General features: G+C 66.2%; 18 protein-coding genes. 11 read left to right on the top strand and 7 right to left on the bottom strand.

Translation table 11 applies throughout. The features are described from left to right. Positions 1-163: 163 nt before the first annotated feature. Positions 164-1,177, bottom strand: coding sequence for a zinc-binding alcohol dehydrogenase family protein (locus tag ACZ6YI_RS21315; RefSeq protein ID WP_465780369.1), 1,014 nt, complete (start codon positions 1,175-1,177; stop codon positions 164-166). A gap of 21 nt (positions 1,178-1,198) precedes the next feature. Beyond that, positions 1,199-2,386: an MFS transporter gene (locus tag ACZ6YI_RS21310; protein WP_465780368.1), complete on the bottom strand. Its 1,188-nt coding sequence runs from the start codon at positions 2,384-2,386 to the stop codon at positions 1,199-1,201. Between the two features lie 119 nt (positions 2,387-2,505). Between ACZ6YI_RS21310 and cls the strand changes: the two genes are divergently transcribed. Both cls and ACZ6YI_RS21300 read left to right on the top strand, forming a co-directional pair. After that, on the top strand, positions 2,506-3,927 hold the full coding sequence (gene cls, locus ACZ6YI_RS21305; RefSeq protein ID WP_465780367.1) for a cardiolipin synthase: 1,422 nt from the start codon (positions 2,506-2,508) through the stop codon (positions 3,925-3,927). A gap of 108 nt (positions 3,928-4,035) precedes the next feature. Continuing rightward, positions 4,036-4,803, top strand: a complete 768-nt coding sequence (locus ACZ6YI_RS21300) for a carboxylesterase family protein (RefSeq protein WP_465780366.1) — start codon at positions 4,036-4,038, stop codon at positions 4,801-4,803. 21 nt (positions 4,804-4,824) lie between these two features. Here ACZ6YI_RS21300 and ACZ6YI_RS21295 read toward each other — a convergent pair whose 3' ends face one another. The 5 genes from ACZ6YI_RS21295 to ACZ6YI_RS21275 all read right to left on the bottom strand — a co-directional run bounded on the left by ACZ6YI_RS21295 (position 4,825) and on the right by ACZ6YI_RS21275 (position 9,541). Beyond that, a complete protein-coding gene (locus ACZ6YI_RS21295) occupies positions 4,825-5,217 on the bottom strand; it encodes a hypothetical protein (protein ID WP_440328821.1) in 393 nt (130 codons plus the stop codon). A 29-nt stretch (positions 5,218-5,246) separates the two neighbouring features. Beyond that, positions 5,247-6,473 carry an MFS transporter gene (locus ACZ6YI_RS21290; RefSeq protein WP_465780365.1) on the bottom strand — a complete coding sequence of 409 codons (1,227 nt, stop codon included), beginning with the start codon at positions 6,471-6,473 and terminating at the stop codon, positions 5,247-5,249. A gap of 186 nt (positions 6,474-6,659) precedes the next feature. Next, positions 6,660-7,676, bottom strand: coding sequence for a Gfo/Idh/MocA family oxidoreductase (locus ACZ6YI_RS21285; RefSeq protein ID WP_465780364.1), 1,017 nt, complete (start codon positions 7,674-7,676; stop codon positions 6,660-6,662). Positions 7,677-7,689: 13 nt separating this feature from the next. Continuing rightward, entirely contained in the window at positions 7,690-8,682 is a 993-nt protein-coding gene (iolG, locus tag ACZ6YI_RS21280; RefSeq protein ID WP_465780363.1) for an inositol 2-dehydrogenase, read from the bottom strand. Further along, complete coding sequence (locus ACZ6YI_RS21275; RefSeq protein ID WP_465780362.1) at positions 8,675-9,541, bottom strand: MurR/RpiR family transcriptional regulator; 867 nt, start codon at positions 9,539-9,541, stop codon at positions 8,675-8,677. The genes iolG and ACZ6YI_RS21275 overlap by 8 nt, the downstream gene beginning before the upstream one ends. Before the next feature lie 206 nt (positions 9,542-9,747). Between ACZ6YI_RS21275 and ACZ6YI_RS21270 the strand changes: the two genes are divergently transcribed. From ACZ6YI_RS21270 to ACZ6YI_RS21230, 9 genes are all read left to right on the top strand, one after another. Then, positions 9,748-10,791, top strand: coding sequence for a sugar ABC transporter substrate-binding protein (locus ACZ6YI_RS21270; protein WP_465780361.1), 1,044 nt, complete (start codon positions 9,748-9,750; stop codon positions 10,789-10,791). A 16-nt stretch (positions 10,792-10,807) separates the two neighbouring features. Then, on the top strand, positions 10,808-11,968 hold the full coding sequence (locus ACZ6YI_RS21265; protein WP_440324545.1) for an ABC transporter permease: 1,161 nt from the start codon (positions 10,808-10,810) through the stop codon (positions 11,966-11,968). An 11-nt stretch (positions 11,969-11,979) separates the two neighbouring features. Continuing rightward, the gene (locus tag ACZ6YI_RS21260; RefSeq protein ID WP_465780360.1) at positions 11,980-12,768 is read left to right on the top strand and encodes an ATP-binding cassette domain-containing protein; all 789 of its coding nucleotides are present in this window, start codon (positions 11,980-11,982) and stop codon (positions 12,766-12,768) included. A 14-nt stretch (positions 12,769-12,782) separates the two neighbouring features. Next, positions 12,783-14,756, top strand: coding sequence for a bifunctional 5-dehydro-2-deoxygluconokinase/5-dehydro-2-deoxyphosphogluconate aldolase (locus ACZ6YI_RS21255; protein WP_465780359.1), 1,974 nt, complete (start codon positions 12,783-12,785; stop codon positions 14,754-14,756). Next, the gene (gene iolD / locus ACZ6YI_RS21250) at positions 14,753-16,636 is read left to right on the top strand and encodes a 3D-(3,5/4)-trihydroxycyclohexane-1,2-dione acylhydrolase (decyclizing) (RefSeq protein WP_465780358.1); all 1,884 of its coding nucleotides are present in this window, start codon (positions 14,753-14,755) and stop codon (positions 16,634-16,636) included. Before ACZ6YI_RS21255 ends, iolD begins: the two co-directional genes overlap by 4 nt. Then, the gene (gene iolE, locus ACZ6YI_RS21245) at positions 16,633-17,541 is read left to right on the top strand and encodes a myo-inosose-2 dehydratase (RefSeq protein WP_465780357.1); all 909 of its coding nucleotides are present in this window, start codon (positions 16,633-16,635) and stop codon (positions 17,539-17,541) included. The genes iolD and iolE overlap by 4 nt, the downstream gene beginning before the upstream one ends. Continuing rightward, positions 17,538-18,335, top strand: coding sequence for a 5-deoxy-glucuronate isomerase (gene iolB / locus ACZ6YI_RS21240; protein WP_465780356.1), 798 nt, complete (start codon positions 17,538-17,540; stop codon positions 18,333-18,335). Before iolE ends, iolB begins: the two co-directional genes overlap by 4 nt. Positions 18,336-18,361: 26 nt before the next feature. After that, complete coding sequence (locus ACZ6YI_RS21235) at positions 18,362-19,888, top strand: CoA-acylating methylmalonate-semialdehyde dehydrogenase (protein ID WP_465780355.1); 1,527 nt, start codon at positions 18,362-18,364, stop codon at positions 19,886-19,888. 129 nt (positions 19,889-20,017) lie between these two features. Next, positions 20,018-21,328 carry a carbohydrate porin gene (locus tag ACZ6YI_RS21230; RefSeq protein WP_465780354.1) on the top strand — a complete coding sequence of 437 codons (1,311 nt, stop codon included), beginning with the start codon at positions 20,018-20,020 and terminating at the stop codon, positions 21,326-21,328. Positions 21,329-21,424 lie beyond the last annotated feature (96 nt).

The following is a 21,424-nucleotide window of genomic DNA, read 5'->3' as shown; positions in this document are numbered from 1 at the left end:
GCCGCTTACTCCACCCTGGGGGGCCGCAGTTACTACCTGCGCGTGCGCTGCGCGCCCGCTCGGTACCGCGTTACTTATTGGTCTGGGGGAGCGCGCTTGCGCGCGATGGGTACTGACGCAGACCCCATCGCGCGCAAGCGCGCTCCCACAATGTCTTTAATCGTCAGAAGCCTTCCAGCACGACCTTCCCGATGCTGGTGCCACTCTCCACGAGCTGGTGCGCACGGCGTACGTTCGCCGCGTTGATCAGGCCAAAGTTCTCGCGCACCGTGCTGCGAATCACGCCCGCGTCCACCAGGTTCGCGACTTCATCCAGCAGGTGCCCCTGCTCGCCCATGTCGTCGGTGTGGAACGCCGAGCGCGTGAACATCGATTCCCAGTGCAGCGCGATGCTCTTCACCTTCAGCAGGCGCACGTCGATCGGCTCGGCCGGGTCGTCGATCAGCCCGATCGCGCCCTGCGGCTTCATCAGCTCGGGGAACGTGGCGAAATGCTGCTCGGTCTTGGTGAGGCTGAGGACGTAGTCGACGCCCTCGGGCGCGACTGCCAGCACCTCCGCGTCCAGCGGCTTCGCATGGTCCACGACGTGGTGCGCGCCCATCGCCTGCACCCATTCGCGGGTTTCAGGGCGGGATGCCGTGCCGATCACGGTCAGCCCGGTCAGCCGACGCGCCAGCTGCACCGCCATGGAGCCCACACCACCCGCTGCCCCGACCACGAGCAACGTGGCGGGGCGACCTGACGTCCCGCGCGGGATCCCCAGCCGATCGAACATCAGCTCCCAGGCCGTGATCGTCGTGAGCGGCATCGCCGCCGCTTCCGCGTCGGTGAGCGTTGAAGGCTTGCGCCCCACCAGGCGTTCATCGACAAGGTGGAACTCGCTGTTGGCGCCGGGACGGTTGCGGTCGCCGGCGTACCACACGGCATCACCGGCCTTGAACCGCCGCACTTCCGGGCCCACCGCGACGACGGTGCCCGCCACATCCCAGCCGAGCACGTTGTCTGCACCCTTCGGATCGACACGCTGGCGGACCTTGGCGTCGACCGGGTTGACCGAGATCGCCGCCACCTTCACCAGCAGGTCGCGCCCCGTGGCCTGCGGCACCGGGAGTTCGACATCGAGCAGGCTCTGCGCATCTTCAGCGGGAAGCGACTTGCGGTAAGCGACGGCTTTCATGGGCGTGGCTCCGTAGGGGGATCAGGCGCACCCGGCGGCGACACGCGAAGGGCGGCGGCGCTCCAGTGCAACGCTGGCCATCGTAGCAACCAGGCCTGCCACCGTCACAGCCGCGCCGGCCAGGCTGACGACCGGCAGCGCATGGCCGGCGGCGATCACCGCACCGCCCAGCCAGGCACCGCCCGCGTTGCCCAGGTTGAACGCGGCGATATTGAGGGTCGAGGCCAGGTTCGGCGCATCGCCGGCCACGTGGACGACGCGGGACTGCAGCGGCGCCACGGTGGCGAACGAAGCGATACCCCAGACGAAGATCGTGACGATCGACGCGACCGTGTCATGCATGGTCCAGGCGAACGCGGCCATCAGCAGCGCCAGCACGACCAGGATACCCATGAGCGAAGGCATGAGGCGCCAGTCCGCGAGGCGGCCGCCGAGCATGTTGCCGATCGTGGTGCCCAGGCCAAACAGAACCAGCACCGCACCAGTCCAGTGCGGGCTTACGTGCGACACGTCCTGCAGGATCGGCGCGATGTAGGTGAACACGGTGAACACGCCGCCGAAGCCCAGGACGGTCATGCCCAGCGCGATCAGCACCTGTGGCTCGCGCAGCACGCGCATCTCGGTCGCCATGTGCGGCGCCTTCAGGTTCGGCAGGGCGGGCACGAAGCGCGCCACGGCTACGGCGGCAGCGATGCCCAGGACGGTCACCGCCCAGAACGTCGAGCGCCAGCCGGCCCACTGGCCGAGGAACGTCCCGAACGGCACGCCCAGCACGTTGGCCAGGGTCAGGCCGGCGAACATCAGGGCGATCGCGCGGGCACGCTGGTTGGCGGGTACCAGGTGGGCCGCCACGACCGCGCCGATGCCGAAGAACGAACCATGGCAGAAGGCCGCGACGACGCGGGCCACCATCAGCACGTCGTAGTTCCATGCGACGGCGCACAACGCGTTGCCGATGATGAACAGGCCCATCAGCAACAGCAGCGCCCGCTTGCGCTCCAGCTTCGCCGTAAGGGCGGCAAGCAGGGGCGCGCCCAGGGCCACGCCCAGCGCGTAGCCGGAGACAAGCATGCCGGCCGCGGGGATACCGACATGGAGATCGGACGCCACTTCGGGGAGCAGGCCCATGATGACGAACTCGGTAGTACCGATGGCAAAAGCTGCCACGGCCAGTGCCAGCAAGGGCAGACGGGACGGTGACGAATCCATAGGATAGGCTCGGACAGAAAGGAGGATGGTGTGTATTGTCCTGCCCGGCCCGCGGCGCAGAAACGCCCCGGTGCGACAAAGACTCTTGCCGCAAACTTGAATATCGGAGCGCTCCCGGCATGATCGCCTCGCTGATCGCCATCGCGGCCCTGGCCCTGCACGCCGCGGGCGTCATGGCCGCCATGCATGCGGTGATGAACACGCGCACCGCCCAGGGCGCCTTCGCATGGGTGCTCGGCCTGGTGCTGGTGCCCTATGTCACCCTGGTGCCCTACCTGTTCCTGGGCGCCAGCCGCTTTGGCGGGTACGTCGACCTGCACCGCCAGCGCCAGGCCCGCTTCTTCATGCTGCACGCCGAGGCGGAACACCCCGCCCAGCCCGGCGTCGCCCCGCATCCCCAGCCCGTGCACGACCCGCGCTACAGCGCGATCGGGCACATGCTGAAGACCGCCATGCACGCCGGCAACAACCTCTCCCTGCATATCGACGGCGAAGCGGCGTTCGAAGCCATGTTCGCCGCGATGGCCCGTGCCGATCATTACGTGCTGGTGCAGTTCTTCATCATCCACGACGACGGGCTGGGGCGTCGCCTGCGCGATGCGGTGCTCGCTTGTGCGAGCCGCGGCGTCCGCGTGTGCCTGCTCTACGACAGCATCGGCAGCCATGCCCTGCCCGATGCCTACGTGGAAAGCCTGCGCAAGGGTGGCGTCGACGTGCGCCGCTTCGCGACGCGCCGCTTCCGCAATCGCTTCCAGCTGAACTTCCGAAACCATCGCAAGATCGTGGTCGTGGATGGCGAACGCGGCTTCGTCGGCGGGCTCAATGCAGGCGACGAATACCTCGGGTTGAAGCCGCCGCTCGCACCCTGGCGCGACACCCATATGCAGATCGAGGGTCCGGCCGTTGCCGACCTGCAACGCGTCTTCGCCGAGGACTGGTACTGGGTGACCGGCGAGCGTCCGCCATCGATGCCGCCGCCGGAACGTTGCGGCCGCGCGAACAGCATGATCGTCGCCACCGGGCCCGCGGATCGCCAGGAAAGCTGCTCGCTGTTCTTCACCCAGGCGATCCATGCGGCGAAGAAGCGCGTGTGGATCACCAGCCCGTACTTCGTGCCCGACCAGGCGGTGTTCGGCGCGCTGCGCCTTGCAGTATTCCGCGGCGTCGACGTACGCATCCTCATCCCCTCGCGCCCGGACCACCGCACGGTGTACCTGGCCTCCACGCTGTACGCGCACGAGGCCACCATCGCCGGCATCCGCATGTTCCGCTACCTGCCGGGTTTCGTGCACCAGAAAGTGATGCTCATCGACCACGACACCGCCGTCGTCGGCAGCATGAACCTCGACAACCGCAGCTTCCGCCTGAATTTCGAAGTCGCGGCGCTGAACGTCGACGAGGTGTTCGCGGCGGAGATCGAAACCATGCTGAAGGACGACTTCGCACAGGGCGACGAGGTCAACCCCAACGACTACCGCCGCCTGCCCTACCTGCGCCGCGTGGCCCTGCACGTGGCCCGCCTGTTCGATCCCGTGCTGTAAGGCCCTTGCCGAAACCGGGTTACTCGGTTCAACTCGATCGTAGGAGCCCACCCTGTGGGCGACATCTTTCGCCGCGAGGCCCACATGCCCCCAAGGAGACCCCCGCGCATGCTCCGCACCTTCGCCTTCCTCACCGCCGCCATGGTGGCCGGCGCCGCCTCCGCCGCCCCGGCGCAGTTCGCCGAGCGCACGGTCGACGTGCACGGCAAGACCTACCGTTACCAGGTCTTCATCCCCGCCGATATCAAGCCGCACCCGGCGGTCGTCCTGTTCCTGCATGGCAGCGGTGAGCGCGGCAGTGATAACCAGAAGCAGATGAGCCAGGGCCTGCCACCGTGGCTGAAGGAACACATGGATTTCCCGGCCGTCGTCGTGATCCCGCAGGCGCCGGACGATACGGAATGGACCGACGAAGCCGATGCGAACATGGCGCTCGCCGCCCTCGAGAAGAGCGTCCAGGAATTCCACGGCGACCGTAAGCGCCTGTACCTCACCGGCCTGTCGATGGGCGGCTACGGCTCGTGGCAGCTCGCGGTCGATTACCCGGACAAGTTCGCCGCGGCCGCGATCATCTGCGGCGGCATCACTGCGCTACCCGATCCGGAAGGGCGCAACCTGTTCGTCCACGGCGTACCCGATGGCAAGGATCCGTTCGAATGGGCCGCGCAGAAGATCGGCAAGACCCCGGTGTGGATCTTCCACGGCGGCGATGACAACGTCGTCCCCACCGAACAGTCGCGCAAGATGAACGCAGCGCTGGTTAAGCGCGGCGCCGAAGTGAAGTACAGCGAATTCCCCGGCGTGAACCACGGCTCGTGGATGAAGGCCTACGCCACGCCCGACCTGTGGGACTGGATGTTCCAGCACCACCGCTGACCGCAGTTTGTTGTAGGAGCCCTACGGATTGCGGATGTGCCCGATGAGGTCCTTGAGACCACCGGAGAACGCTGCCCAACCGATGCCGGCGCCCACCAGTGCGCCGAGCATCTCGAACAGCACGCGCAGGCCCATGGAATCCGGATCGTGCACCGCGGCCAGCTTCACCCGCAACAGCTGCGGTGACTGGATCGGGACGAAGTTGAAGTAGAACGAATTCCAGATGTCCTCGTAGCCCACGAGGAAGAACGCCACGAGCACGGCAACTGTCAACTCCATGCCATGGTTCCAGCCGTTGGCCTTGCCGAACAGGCGCACCAGCACGTACGCGACGATGCCGCCCAGCAGCGCGATGCCGCCGACCTGCAAGGCACCTTCCATGCCGTAACCCATCCAGCTGCGATCGAGGAGCATGGTGCGGACTCGTGGGGATCAGGCAGGCATTATGCCCGCGAGCCGGCGCTTTGGCTCTCCAGCGGGCGGCCATGCCGCGCATACAGCACGAAAGAGAGGACCGCGGCCGCCAGCGTCGTCGCGCTGGCCACGAGGAAGATGGCCGGGTAATCGTAAAGTCCCGCGATCCAGCCGCCGACCGGGCCGGTCAGGCCCAGGGCCACGTCCAGGAACACGGAATAGGCACCCAGCGCCGCGCCGCGGTTGTGGTTGCTCACGCGGCTGACGGCTTCGACGCCGAGTGCGGGGAAGACCAGTGCAAAGCCTGAGCCGGTCAACGCGGCACCGGCGAGCGCCGCATGCGGGCTGGTGCCGAACCATAGCAGCAACAGGCCGAGGCACTCGACCACCAGCGACACCATGGCCACGCGGTAGCCGCCGAACCGGTTGATGGCATTGGCGAAGACGAGGCGCACGCCGATGAAACAGCTACCGAACAGGGAAAGCGACAGTGCGGCACCCTGCCAGCCGCGGCTCGCGTAATACAGGGCGACGAACGTCGAAAGCGCACCGAAGCCGATGGAACCCAGCGCAAGGCCCGCGCCGTATGCGTACACGCGCGAGAGCACGTGCTTGAACGGCAGGCGTTCGCCGTGCGTCGGCGGCACATGCGCCTTGAGCAGGGCCAGCGGCAAGGCGATCGCGCCCAGCGCAAAGCCCAGCACACCGAGCGAGACCATGCCGAACTTCGCCGCAAGCGTGACGCCGAGCGGTGCACCGAGGGCAATGCCGCCGTAGGTAGCGATACCGTTCCACGAGATGACCCGCGCGGTGTGCTCACCGCCAATGCCCGCGATGCCCCAGGTGATGGCACCCGTCCCGATCCAGCTTTCGGCGAAGCCAAGGCCAAGGCGGCTGAGGAGGATCAGGGCGAGCGACACCGCCGGCATCCCCGGCGCCAGGCTACCCAGGGCCAGGAACAGGCCGGCCAGGGCAAGCACGATCAGGCCCGCCGTGACGGCACGCTTCGGGCCCATGGCATCGGCCATGCGCCCCGCGTAGGGCCGGCTCATCAGGGTCGCAATGTATTGCGTACTGACCGCCAGGCCGGCGATCACCGTGGAGTAGCCGAGGCTTTCGTGCACATACCCGGGCAACACGGCCATGGGGATGCCGATGCTTAGGTAGCACAGGAAGGTGAAGACGACCGCGGAGAGGATCCGCGCGGTGACGGCGAAGCGCCGTCCGCGATGGGGGACTAGGGGAGGCAGGGACATAGCCACTCCATTATAGAGGCTTATGCTGCGGTGCGACATCTCGCCGCATGAAGCCTTTTTTAGAGTCAGCCGCTGCGCCTTGCCCGTGGGAGCGCGCTTGCGCGCGATGGGTGCTCGCGGCAGGTACATCGCGCGCAAGCGCGCTCCCACAGGGGGCTACGCCCGATAACGAGGCGCGACGCAGCGTTAGCCGAGGAACACCGGCTGCCCGCTGTGCTGTGATTCGCGCAGTGCGATGGCGATACGCGTGGCTTCCACCGCGTCGTCCATCGTCAGGTCGAACGGCGTGTCGTCGAGCACCGCGTCCACGAAGTGCTTAGCCTGGGTGACGAACGCCGGGGCGAAGCGCTCGTAGAACGACGTAGGTACGGTGTGGCGTACGCCGCCCGCGTCCGCGATCTCCACGCGATCCGCGCGCGGCATGCGCCCCACGCTGATCTTGCCCGCGGTGCCGGTCACGTCCGTCTGCGTGTCGTGGCCGTGGGCCTGCGTGCGCGAGGCGTAGAACATCGCCATCTGGCCGCCCTCGAACTCGACGATGGCGATGCCGTTGTCCACATCCTTCAGCGCCTCGAGCGGCGGATACATGGCCACGGTGCCGGTGGCGTAGACCTTCTTCGCCTTCGGCCGGCCCAGCAGCCAGCGGGCCAGGTCGACGTCGTGCACGCTGCAGTCGAGGAAGATGCCGCCGCTCGTCGGCGCGAACTTCAGGAAGGCACCGGTCGGGTCGGCAAGGTCGGTCGTCTGCGAATACACCAGGAACGGCCTGCCGATGCCGCCGGCTTCGATGTGCATGAAGGCGTGGCGATAGCTCTCATCGAAGCGGCGGACGAACCCGACCATCGCGCGCTTCGAGGCCTTCGCCGCATGCTCGGCGGCGCGGCGGCAGTCCTCCAGTTCCAGCGATAGCGGCTTCTCGCAGAACACGTGCTTGCCGGCATCGAGTGCCTGCTCGATCTGCGTGGCGTGCAGCGAAGTCGGCGTCACCACGACGACCGCATCGATGCGTTCGTCGGCGAGCATCTGCTCATAGGTCTCATAAATCACGGGCACGCCCAGCGCGTCGCGCGCCCACGCGCGTTCACTTTCGACGGGGCTGCACACCGCCACGAGTTCCGCCCGCGGCAACGCACGGGCGAGATTCTCGGCGTAACGCTGGCCAAGCCGGCCCAGGCCGGCAAGGCCGATACGAAGCTTGCTCATGATCCGCACCCCGTCAGATGTTCACCGCCACGGCCTGCCCTTCCTTCCACGAACGCGCGGCGGCCTCGGCCAGCTCGAGCGCCTTGATCCCATCGCCGATGGTGGTGCGCACCGGCGTACCGGCCGCGAGCGCGTCGAAGAAGTGCGCGATTTCCGCGGCATACGCCTCGCGATAGCGCTCAAGGAAGAAGTGCTCGGGCAGGTCGTGCGCGATGTGTTCCGCGGTATGCGAGACCACCTGCGTCGGTGCGACGTTGCCGGCCTGGAGCATGCCCTTGCTGCCCAGCACTTCGAAACGCTGGTCGTACCCGTAGGCGGCGCGGCGCGAGGTGTTGATCTGGCAGAGCCGGCCGCTCTTCGTCCGGATCGTTACCGCGGTCGTATCGATATCGCCGGCACCTTCGATCGCAGGATCGGTGAGGCAGCTGCCGGCGGCATGCACGCTCACCGCTTCCTCACCCAGGATCCAGCGGAAGATATCGAAGTCATGGATCAGCATGTCCTTGAACACGCCACCGGAGCTCTTGATGTAGTTCACCGGCGGTGCGCCCGGGTCGCGGCTCGTGACGATGAGTACCTCGGGCAAACCGATTTCACCGTCGTCCAGGCGCTTCTTGAGCGAGGAGAACGTCGGATCGAATCGTCGCTGGAACGCGATCATGCAGACCACGCCGGCCTTCTCGACCGCGGCCTGGCAGGAGCGTGCACGCTCCACGTCCAGGTCGACGGGCTTCTCGCAGAAGATCGCCTTGCCCGCGGTGGCGGCGCGATGGATCAGGTCCGCGTGCGTGTCGGTGCTCGAGCCGATCACGACGGCGCCCACCGCGGGATCGTTCAGGGCCTCGTCGATACTGGCCACCTTCGCGCCATGCTTGCCTGCCAGCTCCTTCGCCGACGGCTCGTGCACATCGACCACGTAGCGCAGGCGCGCCTCGGGATGGCGCGCGACATTGCCTGCGTGGATCTTGCCGATGCGACCGGCGCCAAAGACCGCGACTTCAATCATCGTATTCTCCTCGGGGAAGGGTTTCTTCAACGGTAAGTTCAAGCTTGTAGGCGAGCGCGACGAACAGGGCCTGGCACAGGCACATCGTGCTGGTCAGGCCGCGGAAGGCGAACGCACTGCCCTCCTTCACCTTCAGCAGCACATCCGAGTGGCGGGCCAGCGGCCCCAGGTCGCTTTCGGTAATGGCCAGCACCTTCGCGTGGTGTTGCTGCGCGACGCGCATGGCATAAAGCGTCTCGTTCCCGAACGGCGGGAAACTGATGGCGATGAGGGCATCGTTCTTCCCGATGCTGCGCAGCTGCTCGCGGAACATGCCGCCCAGCCCGCTGATCAGGTGCACGCGCTTCTGCGTGTGCTGCAGGGCGTACGCGATGTACGTGGCGATGGCGAACGAACGGCGCACGCCGATCACGTAGATGTTCTCGGCGGCGGCGAGCGTGTCCACTGCCTTCTCGAAGCGCGCTTCGTCGATTTCCGCGGCCAGTTCGTCGAGGCCCATGCGGCTCGCATCGATGAAGCGCGACGCGATCTCCGCCGCGGGCACGCCGCCCGAGCGGTTCTCGATGACGGTACGGATGCGTTGCTTGTAGCTGCGCGATGGCGAGGCCTGCGCGGTGAACGCATCGCGGAACACGGCCTGCATCTCGCTGAAGCCGGAATAGCCGAAGCGCTGGGCAAAGCGGACCACGGCCGATGCATGGACCCCGGCGCCCTCGGCGATCTCGCCGACGCGCTGGACCATGATTGAACTCCGATGTTCCTCAAGGTACCGGGCCACCCCCTGCAACTGGCGCGGGAGGGCCTCGAATTCCTCGGCGATACGGCTCATCAGGGTATCGGCTTCGCTGCGTTTGGCCATCGGTGGCTCCAACAGGGGTCCGACCGGATTGAAGCACGGCATGGAACATATTTTCCATTTATTTCGATGTTGCAATGCAAGTTGCAACCGTGGAACGGCAGGTCCATGCTCGGTCCGCTTTTCGGCAAAACAGCGGCCGCAGGGCCGCTATCGCTCAGACCGTCCCCGATCCCGACCGGCCGCGCCGGTCCCAAAGTGGAGGCAATATGCGATTCAAACCGTTCCACGCCACGCTGGCAGCCGCCCTCGCCCTGGGCCTCGGCCTTGCCGCCCCGGCCTCCCGGGCGGCCCCCGGCGACCGCTACGTCCTCGTCACCCACGCCGCCGATTCGGATTCCTGGTGGAACACCATCAAGAACTCGATCAAGCAGGCGGGCGAAGATTTTGGTGTCGCCGTCGACTACCGGGGTTCCGGCAACGGCGATCTCGCCGAGATGGCCCGGCAGCTCGAATCCGCCGCGGCGCGCAACTACAAGGGCGTGGCCTTCGATATCGCCAACTTCGACCAGCTCAAGGGCCCCGCCGCGAAGGTCTCGGCCAAGGGCATCCCCATCGTCACGATCAATTCGGGCACACCGCAGGAAAGCGCGAAGATCGGCGCGATCATGCATGTCGGCCAGGGCGAGTACGACGCGGGCAAGGCCGCGGGTGAGCGGGCGAAGGCCGCCGGCATCAAGAGCTTCGTCTGCGTGAACCACTACGCCACCAACAACGCCTCGTTCGAGCGCTGCCAGGGTTATGCCGATGCCATCGGCGTGAAGGACTGGCGTTCCACCTCCATGATCGATACCGGCATGGACCCGACCGTGGTCTCGTCCAAGCTCACCGCCTACCTGCGCGCCCACCCCAAGACCCAGGCCATCCTGGCACTCGGCCCGAACGCCGCCGAGCCCGCCATCAAGGTCGTGGAAGACCTGCACCTGAAGGGCGCGATCAACTTCGGCACCTTCGACCTCTCGCCCGCGATCATCGCCGGCATCAAGTCCGGCACGATCCAGTACGCGATCGACCAGCAGCCCTACCTGCAGGGCTACATGGGCATCGCCGCGCTGGTCATCGCGCACGACCAGAACACCAAGGACCCGGCAAAGATCATCGCCGCGCTCAAGGCCAACCCGAAGTTCCAGGCGCGCCTCAAGGAGTACGACCTCAAGCCCATCTACACCGCCAACGGCGTGAGCTCGGGCCCGGCCTTCGTCACGAAGGAGAACGTCGCCACTGTCGAGAAGTACGCCGGCCAGTACCGCTGACCGACGGGAGAACCCCATGAGCGCCATCAACGAGAGCGTTACCCACATGATCCAGCGTCAGCGCGCGAATGCGCAGGAAGCCGCCAAACCCACGGATGAACGCGTACGGAAGATATCCCCGTGGCGCGTACTGCTCGATCGGCCCGAACTGGGCTCCATCGCCGGCACCGTGCTGGTCTTCGTCTTCTTCGCCTTCACCGCGGGCGATTCGGGCATGTTCGCGCTCGATGGCGTCATCAACTGGGCCAAGGTGGCGGCGTACCTCGGCATCCTAGCCGTGGGCGCCTGCCTGCTGATGATCGCCGGCGAGTTCGATCTTTCCATCGGCTCCATGATCGGTTTCGCCGGCGTCGTCGTCGCCATTCCACCCATGTACCTGGGCTGGCCGCTATGGGCCTCGGTCATCGCGGCCTTCCTGGTGTGCATGGCGCTGGGCTGGCTCAACGGCTACCTGGTGGTACGCACGAAGCTGCCGTCGTTCATCGTCACCCTCGCTTTCATGTTCGTGCTGCGCGGGCTCACCCTCGTGCTTTCCACGACGTTCGCGAACAGCACCATCGTGAGCGGCGTCGGCAGCAAGTTCGATGAATCCCCGTTCGTCTCCGCGCTGTTCTCGGGCACGACGATGCACGGCCTGTTCGCGTTCCTCGCCTCGCATGGCGTCATCGATTCGTTCCCCAATGGCGAACCGGTCGTCGGTGGCATCCCCAAGGTGCTGCTGTGGTGGATCGCCCTCGCCGTCGTCGCCGGCTTCGTGCTCGCCCGCACCCGCTTCGGCAACTGGATTTACACCGTGGGTGGCGATGCCAACGCCGCCAAGAACGTCGGCGTGCCCGTGCGCCGCGTGAAGATCTCGCTGTTCGTGCTCACCGCCTTCTGTGCCTGCCTGTTCGGCGTGCTGCAGGTGGCCGAGTTCGGCTCCGCCGCTTCGGATCGCGGCCTGCAGAAGGAGTTCGAGGCGATCATCGCCGTCGTCATCGGCGGCACGCTGCTAACGGGCGGCTTCGGCTCGGTCATCGGTGCCTGCTTCGGCGCCATCATCTTCGGCGTCGTGCAGATCGGCATCTCGTACACCAACATCGATTCGGATTGGTACCGCGTTTTCCTCGGCGGCATGCTGCTGATCGCGGTGCTGTTCAACCACTACATCCGCAGCCGCGCTGCGAGCACGAAGTGAGGGCGGCTCCCATGGCCAGTGATTACATCCTCGAACTCGATAACGTCAGCAAATTCTTCGGCACGGTCATCGCCCTGCAGGGCGTCACGCTGAAGCTGAAGCGCGGCGAGGTCCATTGCCTGCTCGGCGATAACGGCGCCGGCAAATCCACGCTGATCAAGACCCTGGCCGGCGTGCACCAGCCCAGCAGCGGCGATTACCGGGTCGACGGCGAGTCGGTGAAGTTCAAGTCGCCGCGCGAGGCTCTCGATCGCGGCATTGCCACCGTTTACCAGGACCTCGCACTTGTCCCGCTGATGAGCGTTGCACGGAATTTCTTCGCCGGCCGCGAGCCCCGCCGCCGCATGTTCGGCGTGCTGAACGTGCTGGACATGAAGTACGCGAACGAAACCGCACGCGACAAGCTGGCCGAGATGGGCATCCACGTGCGCGATGCCAGCCAGCCGGTCGGCACCATGTCCGGCGGCGAGCGGCAGTGCCTTTCCATCGCGCGCGCCATCCATTTCGGCGCCAAGGTGCTCATCCTCGACGAGCCCACCGCGGCGCTCGGCGTCAAGCAGAGCTGCAACGTACTCAAGCTGATCCACAAGGCCCGCGAACGCGGCATCTCGGTGATCTTCATCACCCATAACGTGCACCACGCCTACCCCATCGCGGACAGCTTCACGCTGCTCAACCGCGGCCAGTCCATGGGCACCTTCGCGAAGACCGACATCACGAAGGAAGAAGTGCTCGACATGATGGCCGGCGGTACCGAGATCCAGAGCCTGGTCGATGAACTGGAAGGCCGCGCGGCCTGAAGACCCCTATACCTATGCGTAGTCCTCTCCCCCGCTCCACCTCCCGCCCCATCGATGTCGCCTGCCTCGGCCGGCTCGCGGTGGATCTCTATGCCCAGCAGATCGGCGCGCGCCTCGAGGATGTCACCAGCTTCGCCAAGTACCTCGGCGGCTCGTCGGCCAACGTGGCGTTCGGCACCGCGCGGCTCGGGCTGCGCTCGGCCATGCTCTCGCGCGTCGGCGACGACCAGATGGGCACGTTCCTCCTGGAAACGCTCGCCGGCGAAGGCTGCGATGTCAGCCAGGTCAGGGTCGATCCGGAGCGGCTCACGGCGCTCGCCATCCTCGGCATCAAGGACAGGACGAGTTTCCCGCTGCTGTTCTATCGCGAAAACTGCGCGGACATGGCCCTGCAGGCCGATGACATCCACGAGGACTTCATCGCTGGCTGCCGTGCGCTCGCGATCACCGGCACCCACCTCTCGCAACCAGGCGTGCTGGTGGCCAGCCAGCGGGCGCTCGAGCTTGCGCGAAAGCATGACGTGCGCACGGTGCTCGATATCGACTACCGCCCCGTGCTGTGGGGCCTGACCGGTCGCGGCAACGGCGAGCAGCGCTTCGTCGCCGCGGAACATGTCACGAAGCATCTCCAGGCCACCCTGCCCTTGTTCGACCTGATCGTCGGTACGGAGGAAGAGTTCCACATCGCCGGTGGCAGCGAGGACCTGCTCACCGCGCTGCGTGCCGTGCGCAGCGTCTCCGATGCAACGCTCGTGGTGAAGCGCGGGCCGCTCGGCTGCTCGATCGTCGAGGGCGCCATCCCCACGGATATCGACGAGGCACCGACGTATCGTGGCGCGCGCGTCGAGGTCCTCAACGTGCTCGGCGCGGGCGACGCGTTCCTTTCCGGCTTCCTGGCGGGCTGGCTCAGCGGTGAAACGGTGGAAAAGGCCTGCGCGTGGGCGAACGCCAGTGGCGCGATCGTGGTCTCGCGCCATGCGTGCGCACCCGCGATGCCGTGCCGCGCCGAGCTCGACGCGTTCCTCTCGCGCGAAGGCGGTATTTCCCGTCCCGACCTCGATGCCGAACTGTCGCACCTGCATCGCGCCGCCGTGCCGCGAAAGGCCTGGAAGGAACTTTACGTCTTCGCGTTCGATCACCGCACGCCCTTCTTCGAACTGGCCCGCGAGGCCGGTGCGGACGAGTCGCGCCTGCCGAGGCTGAAGACCCTGCTCGTCGAGGCCGTCGCGGCTACCGAACGCGAGAACGGCCTGGCCGGCCATATTGGCCTGTTGATCGATGATCGCTACGGGCAGGATGCGCTGAACGCCGCGACCGGCCGCGGCTGGTGGATCGGGCGCCCCGTCGAGGTCCCGGGTTCGAACCCGTTGGAGTTCGAGCGTGGCCGCTCCATCGGCAGCCAGCTGGTGAGCTGGCCGCGCGAGCACGTGATCAAGTGCCTCGTGCAGTTCGATCCGGATGCCGACCCGCTGCACCGCGTCGAGCAGGAGACCCAGCTGCTCTCGCTGTACGGCGCTGCGAAAGCGAGCGGCCACGAGCTGCTGCTCGAGGTCATACCGCCGGGCTGCACCAGCCAGGCCCAGCGTGACGACCTCGTCCTGCGTTCCATGAAGCGCATCTACAACCTCGGCATCCGGCCCGACTGGTGGAAGCTCTGCCCGCCCCAGGGCGAGGCATGGGCGGCTATCGATGCACTGATCGCCGAGCGCGATCCGTTCTGCCGCGGCGTGCTGCTGCTTGGCCTCAACGCGCCGGCGGACTCCCTCGCCGCCGGCTTCGCGGAAGCGGCTGGCAGCAGCACCTGCCGCGGCTTCGCGGTCGGCCGCACGCTGTTCTGTGAACCGGCGAAGGCCTGGCTGGCGGGCAAGATCGACGACGCCGCGTTGATCGACCAGGCACGCGCCGCGTTCGAAGCGATGATCCGCGCATGGCGGCAAGGTGCCCGCCGCGATGCGTCCCAGCCGGTGAAGGAAGGCGCAACCGCATGACCGACACGATCCGCCTGACCACCGCCCAGGCGCTGGTGCGCTACCTCCAGGCGCTCTATGCCCGCGATGCGGATGCCGAGGAGGCTGAACCCCTCTTCGCCGGTGTCTTCGCCATCTTCGGCCACGGCAACGTGGCAGGCCTCGGCGAGGCGCTATACGAAGTGCGCGAGAGCTTCCCCACGTTCCGCGCCCATAACGAACAGGCCATGGCGCACGCCGCCATCGCCTACGCGAAGGCCAGCATGCGGCGCCAGATGATGGCGGTCACCACATCGATCGGCCCCGGCGCGACCAACCTGGTCACGGCCGCGGCGCTGGCCCATGTGAACCGCCTGCCCGTCCTGCTCCTGCCCGGCGATATCTTCGTCTCGCGCGCGCCCGATCCCGTGCTCCAGCAGCTGGAGGACTTCGGTGACGGCACGGTATCGGTGAACGACTGTTTCCGGCCGGTCTCCCGCTACTTCGACCGGATCGTGCGGCCCGAGCAGTTGCTCACCGCACTCCCCCGCGCCGTGCGCGCCCTGACGGATCCCGCCTTGTGCGGGCCGGTCACGCTGGCGTTGCCGCAGGATGTCCAGGCCGAAGCCTACGACTTCCCGCTGTCCTTCTTCGAACCGCGCGAGATCGTCTTCCGCGCGCCGCAGCCCACCGATGACGAGCTCATGGTGGCACTGGACGCGATTGAAGCGTCCGAGCGGCCAGTGATCATCGCCGGCGGCGGCGCGCTGTACGCAAAGGCCACGCCGGAGCTCCTCGCCTTCGCCGACAAGCACGGCGTGCCGGTATGCGAAACGCAGGCAGGCAAGGGTGCGATGCCATGGAACCACCCGCTCCAGCTGGGCCCCGCGGGCGTCTGCGGCTCCACCGCGGCCAATGCGCTGCTTCGCGATGCCGACCTGATCATCGCCGTCGGCACCCGCCTGCAGGATTTTACGACCGGGTCCAATGCGCTGTTCCGGCATATCCCGATCCTTTCGGTCAACGTCAACGCCTTCGATTCGCTCAAGGGCGATGGCATCGAGGTGATCGGCGATGCCGCCCAGGTCCTCGACGACCTGAGCTTCGGACTGGAAGACTGGGCCGCCCCCGAGGGATGGACCCAGCGGGCCAGCGAGGCCGCCCGCGAATGGGTGGACATCGTCGACCGCATCACCGGCCAGCGCGCCCCGCCGCCGGGCCGCCTGCCCTATGACGGTGAAGTCATTGGCGCGGTCCAGCGCTCCTCCACCACGTCGGCCATGAGTGACATCGTCGTCTGCGCGGCCGGCACGCTACCGGCGGAACTGGAGAAGCTGTGGCGCACCGAAACGCCCGGCGGTTACCACATGGAATACGGCTACTCGTGCATGGGTTACGAGATCGCCGGCGGCCTGGGCGTCAAGATGGCCGAGCCCGACCGCGAGGTCATCGTCATGGTGGGCGACGGCAGCTACCTCATGATGAACTCCGAGATCGCCACCTCGGTGATGCTCGATGCCAAGCTCATCATCGTGCTGCTCGACAACCGCGGCTATGGCTGCATCAACCGGTTGCAGCAAGCAACGGGCGGTGCCCCGTTCAACAACATGTTCGACGACTGCCTGCAAGGGCCGCACGGTGCACCACCCATCGATTTCGCGGCGCACGCCCGCGCGCTCGGGGCCATCGCCGAGCATGTCGCGGACATCGCCGGGCTCGAAGCGGCGCTGCAACGCGCACGCGCCGCCGACCGCACCTATCTCATCAGCATCGATACGGACCACACGCGCACCACCGAGGAAGGCGGCGTATGGTGGGACGTGGCGGTGCCGGAAGTCTCCACGCGGGATGCCGTACGCGATGCGCGTAGCGGCTACGAGACCGCCACCGTGGCCCGCAAGGCCAGGAACACGCCAGCATGAAGAACGATCCCATCCGCATCGGCATCAACCCGATCTCGTGGAGCAACGACGACCTGCCCTCCCTGGGTGGCGAGACGCCGTTGTCCACCGCGCTCAGCGAAGGCAAGGCGATCGGCTACGAAGGCTTCGAGCTCGGCAACAAGTTCCCCCGGGATCCCGCGGCACTGCGCGACCTCATGGCCGGGTACGGCCTGGACGTGGTCAGTGGCTGGTACTCCGGCCGCGCCGCGGTGCGCCCCGCGAAGGACGAGATCGTGGCGGTGGAGCAGCACCTGCGCCTCCTCGCCGAGAACGGCTGCCAGGTCATGGTTTATGGCGAGGTGGCGAATGCGATCCAGGGCGAGCCGCATCCCCTGTACAAGCGCCCGCGCTTCCGCACGGCCGATGAGTGGAAACGCTACGGCGATAACCTGACCGAGTTCGCGAAGTTCACGCTCTCGCGCGGCGTGCGCCTGGCGTACCACCACCACATGGGCGCGTACGTCGAATCACCCGACGATGTCGACCAGCTCATGGCCCATACCGGCGACGAAGTCGGCCTGCTGTTCGATAGCGGGCATACGTATTTCGGCGGCGGCGATCCGGTCAAGGTGCTCGAGAAGCACATCGCTCGCATCTGCCACGTGCACTGCAAGGATGTGCGTCCCGGCGTCGTGCGGCTCGCCCGCAACCGTCACTGGACCTTCCTGGAATCGGTGCTCAATGGCGCGTTTACCGTGCCCGGCGATGGCGTCATCGATTTCGCCGGCATCGTCCAGCGCCTGAAGGCGCACGGTTACAAGGGATGGCTCGTTGTCGAGGCCGAGCAGGATCCGTCCGTCGCGCCGAGCTATGCCTATGCGGAAAAGGGCTACCAGACCCTTCGCTCGTTGCTCGATGGCGAACCTATGAAGGAGGTCGCATGAGCCTCCTCGTCAAGGCTTCCCCGCAGGGCGAAGCGATCGTCACCGTCACGCCGGAATCGGCGAACTGGAAGCACGTGGGATTCGCGGCCCGCCGGATGAAGCGTGGCGAGACGACCACGCTGACGCTGCCGGCCGATCGCGAAGGGTGTCTCGTCGTGTTGACGGGAACCGTCGACATTACCGTCGGTGAGCAAGCCTGGTCCAACCTCGGTGGACGCGCCAGCGTGTTCGATGAGCAATCGCCCCACGCCGTGTACGCGCCTCCCTCGTCGACGTATACGGTGCACGCGCACGACGATGCCGAGCTCGCCCTCGCCAGCGCACCTGCATCCGGCCGATTCAAGGCACGCCTGATCGATCCCTCCACCATGAAGCGTTCGGTGCGCGGCACCGGCGCCAACACGCGCTATGTCTGCGACATCCTTCCCGAAACCGAACAGGCCGAGTCGCTGCTCGTGGTGGAAGTGCTGACGCCTGCCGGCCACTCCTCGAGTTATCCGCCGCACAAGCACGACACCGACAACCTGCCGGACGAGAGTGTGCTCGAGGAAACCTACTACCACCGCATCGACCCGCCGCAGGGCTTCGCGTTCCAGCGCGTGTACACCGATGAGCGCGATATCGATGAATCGATGGCCGTCGGCGACCATGACGTCGTCATGGTGCCGCGCGGCTACCACCCCGTCGTCATGCCGCACGGGTACCGCGGCTACTACCTCAATGTCATGGCCGGTCCCCGCCGCGAGTGGCACTTCCGCAATGACCCCGCCCACGAATGGATGATCGCGCGCTGATCCGCGCGATTGGAGAAGCACGAACCATGTCCGCCCAGCCTGAAACGAACAACACACTTTACCGCATCGGTCACTTCATCGCCGGCACGACCTACGCCGGATCCCCTGCCGGCACCGCCCCCGTCTACAACCCGGCAAACGGCCGCGTGGCCGCCGAAGTCGATCTCGCCTCCGTGGCGGATGTCGACACCGCGGTGCAGGCCGCGCACGCGGCGTTCCGCGCATGGGCCGAAACACCGCCGCTGAAGCGTGCGCGCGTGATGTTCCGCTTCAAGGAACTGATCGAACGCGACATGGACAAGCTCGCACGCATCATCGTCGCCGAGCACGGCAAGGTACTCTCCGATGCGAAGGGCGAAATCATCCGCGGCCTCGAGGTGGTCGAGTACGCGTGCGGCATCCCCGAGCTGCTCAAGGGTGAGTACACCGAACAGATCGCCAACGGCATCGATGCGTGGACGATGCGCCAGGCGGTCGGTGTCTGCGCAGGCATCACGCCATTCAACTTCCCCGCCATGGTGCCCATGTGGATGTTCCCCATGGCGATCGCCTGCGGCAACACGTTCGTGCTGAAGCCGTCCGAGCGCGACCCGTCGCTCGCCGTGGAACTCGCGGTACTGCTGAAGGAAGCCGGGCTCCCCGACGGTGTCTTCAACGTCGTGCACGGTGACAAGACGGCGGTCGATGCGCTGCTCGACCATCCACTCGTGCAGGCCGTAAGTTTTGTCGGCTCCACACCCATCGCCGAGTACATCTATGCGCGCGGCACCGCAAAGGGCAAGCGCGTCCAAGCCTTGGGTGGGGCCAAGAATCATATGATTGTGATGCCCGACGCGGATCTCGATCGCACCACGGATGCCCTGATGGGCGCGGGATACGGCGCGGCTGGTGAACGCTGCATGGCCATTTCGGTCGTCGTTGCCGTGGGCGATGCCACGGCGGACGCGCTGGTGGCGCGACTCAAGCCGCGCGTCGAATCGCTGCGCATCGGCCAGGGACTGGACGAAACCGTCGAGATGGGCCCCGTGGTCACGGCGGTGCATCGTGACCGGATCACGGGCTACATCGACGATGGCGAAGCCGCCGGCGCCGAGCTCGTCGTCGACGGCCGTGGCTACCAGGTTGCCGGTTGTGAACAAGGCTTCTTCGTGGGTGGGACGCTGTTCGATCACGTCACGCCGACCATGCGAATTTACAAGGAAGAGATATTTGGGCCGGTACTCTGCGTGGTGCGTGTTGCCGATTTCGCCACTGCGCTGAAGCTGGTCAACGAGCACGAATTTGGCAACGGCACGTCGATCTTCACGCGGGATGGACAAGTCGCGCGCGAGTTTTCTCACCGCGTCCAGGTCGGGATGATCGGCATCAACGTGCCCATTCCCGTACCGATGGCGTTCCACAGTTTTGGTGGGTGGAAGAAGAGCCTGATGGGCGATCACCATGCGCACGGCCCGGAATCCGTACGTTTCTACACGCGACAGAAGGCCGTTACACAGCGTTGGCTGAACCACGATGAAAGCGCTGGCGCAGAATTCGCGATGCCCACCCTTTAGTATGACAAAACGTATATATTGCGTCGGTTGTGTGCACTGAAAATGTTGTGCAACGCAACTGGAATAAACAAAAAGCAAGTACGAAAAAGCGTAACTTTTTTGGTTTTTTAGTTTCAGGGAGAAGGGTTCATGCTTACGAATCTGATCAAGCGTCCACTCGCGGCAATGATGCTGGCGGGTCTCGCGTTCGCCGGCACCGCCCATGCAGACGACGCATCCAGCAGCAAATATCTCTTCGGCGACTGGGGTGGCGAGCGCACCCGGCTCGCTGACAAGGGCATCACGTTCGACTTCGGCTACGGCTTCGAAGCCGCGCACAACTACTCCGGCGGCGATCGCAACATCACCCGCTACACCGACCAGTGGAAGTTCGGCGCCTCGTTCGACCTGCAGAAGCTGTGGGGCTGGGACGGCGCCAAGTTCAACGTCATGGTCACCGACCGTAACGGTCGCGACATCGGTGCCGATGCGAACATCGGCAACAACCAGCTGATCCAGGAAGTGTATGGCCGCGGCCAGACCTGGCATCTCACCATCCTGTCGCTCGAGCAGAAGTTCTTCGATGGCAGGCTGACCTGGAAGCTCGGCCGCCTGCCCGTCGGCGAGGACATCAACAACTTCTCGTGCGACTTCATGAACCTGTCGTTCTGCGGTGCGCAGCCGGGTAACGTGGTCGGCGACTACTGGATCAACTGGCCGACCAGCCAGTGGGCCACCGTACTGAAGTACAACACCAGCGACGAAACCTTCGTGCAGCTGGCCGCGTACCAGATGAACCCGAAGTACCCGGATGATGGCTACGCCCGCCGCAACGGCTGGAAGCCCGGCTTCCCGAGCGGCACCACGGGTGCGCTCATCCCGCTGGAGTTCGGCTGGAAGCCCACGATCAACGGCCTGCCCGGCTCGTATCGCGTTGGCGTCTGGTACAACAACGCGGGCGGTGACGACCTGTACCTCAATGACCAGCACCAGCCGCTCGTCGAGTTCGGCGGCACGCCGCTGCAGCACTCGTCGCGCCAGGGTGCGTGGATCACGTTCCAGCAGCAGGTGTCGGGCGTTGCCGGTGGCAAGGGCACCACGGTGTTCCTCAACGTCACCGCGGCCGACCATTCGACCTCCGCGACCCAGAACCAGGTCTCGCTCGGCATGGAGTACAAGGGCATCTTCGATCGCCCGAACGACTTCATCGGCGCCGCGTTCGCTGCGACGCACGCCAACGGCCTCACGGCACGCAACCAGCGCCTGCAGAACGAGCTGTACCCGGATAACCCGGTGTTCGTGAACAGCGGTTCCGAGAAAGTGGCTGAAGTGTTCTACAGCTGGTCGCCGATCCCGTCGATCGCGATCCGCCCGAACCTCCAGTACATCAAGGATCCGGGCGGCAGCAAGGACCGCGATGACGCGTTCATCCTGGGCCTGAAGACCAGCGTCGCGTTCTGATAAAAACCATGTGGGAGCGGGGGGGGGGGGGGGGGGGGGGGGGGGGGGCACCCCCCCCCCCCCCCCCCCCCCCCCGCACCCACAACGGGGTGGGTT

It is taken from the genome of Luteibacter sp. NPDC104163 (assembly GCF_055584245.1).
Note: the sequence above shows the minus strand (reverse complement) of the source record. Positions and strands in the feature narration are given on the sequence as shown.

Bases quoted from the DNA above. Each gene is read 5' to 3' on its own strand.
- ACZ6YI_RS21260 (WP_465780360.1), top strand. From the start codon at position 11,980: ATGGCCAGTGATTACATCCTCGAACTCGATAACGTCAGCAAATTCTTC.
- ACZ6YI_RS21255 (WP_465780359.1), top strand. From the start codon at position 12,783: ATGCGTAGTCCTCTCCCCCGCTCCACCTCCCGCCCCATCGATGTCGCC.
- ACZ6YI_RS21265 (WP_440324545.1), top strand. From the start codon at position 10,808: ATGAGCGCCATCAACGAGAGCGTTACCCACATGATCCAGCGTCAGCGC.
- ACZ6YI_RS21310 (WP_465780368.1), bottom strand. From the start codon at position 2,386: ATGGATTCGTCACCGTCCCGTCTGCCCTTGCTGGCACTGGCCGTGGCA.
- iolE (WP_465780357.1), top strand. From the start codon at position 16,633: ATGAAGAACGATCCCATCCGCATCGGCATCAACCCGATCTCGTGGAGC.
- ACZ6YI_RS21290 (WP_465780365.1), bottom strand. From the start codon at position 6,473: ATGTCCCTGCCTCCCCTAGTCCCCCATCGCGGACGGCGCTTCGCCGTC.
- ACZ6YI_RS21235 (WP_465780355.1), top strand. From the start codon at position 18,362: ATGTCCGCCCAGCCTGAAACGAACAACACACTTTACCGCATCGGTCAC.
- ACZ6YI_RS21285 (WP_465780364.1), bottom strand. From the start codon at position 7,676: ATGAGCAAGCTTCGTATCGGCCTTGCCGGCCTGGGCCGGCTTGGCCAG.
- iolG (WP_465780363.1), bottom strand. From the start codon at position 8,682: ATGATTGAAGTCGCGGTCTTTGGCGCCGGTCGCATCGGCAAGATCCAC.
- ACZ6YI_RS21315 (WP_465780369.1), bottom strand. From the start codon at position 1,177: ATGAAAGCCGTCGCTTACCGCAAGTCGCTTCCCGCTGAAGATGCGCAG.
- iolB (WP_465780356.1), top strand. From the start codon at position 17,538: ATGAGCCTCCTCGTCAAGGCTTCCCCGCAGGGCGAAGCGATCGTCACC.
- ACZ6YI_RS21270 (WP_465780361.1), top strand. From the start codon at position 9,748: ATGCGATTCAAACCGTTCCACGCCACGCTGGCAGCCGCCCTCGCCCTG.
- iolD (WP_465780358.1), top strand. From the start codon at position 14,753: ATGACCGACACGATCCGCCTGACCACCGCCCAGGCGCTGGTGCGCTAC.
- ACZ6YI_RS21230 (WP_465780354.1), top strand. From the start codon at position 20,018: ATGCTTACGAATCTGATCAAGCGTCCACTCGCGGCAATGATGCTGGCG.
- ACZ6YI_RS21275 (WP_465780362.1), bottom strand. From the start codon at position 9,541: ATGGCCAAACGCAGCGAAGCCGATACCCTGATGAGCCGTATCGCCGAG.
- ACZ6YI_RS21295 (WP_440328821.1), bottom strand. From the start codon at position 5,217: ATGCTCCTCGATCGCAGCTGGATGGGTTACGGCATGGAAGGTGCCTTG.
- cls (WP_465780367.1), top strand. From the start codon at position 2,506: ATGATCGCCTCGCTGATCGCCATCGCGGCCCTGGCCCTGCACGCCGCG.
- ACZ6YI_RS21300 (WP_465780366.1), top strand. From the start codon at position 4,036: ATGCTCCGCACCTTCGCCTTCCTCACCGCCGCCATGGTGGCCGGCGCC.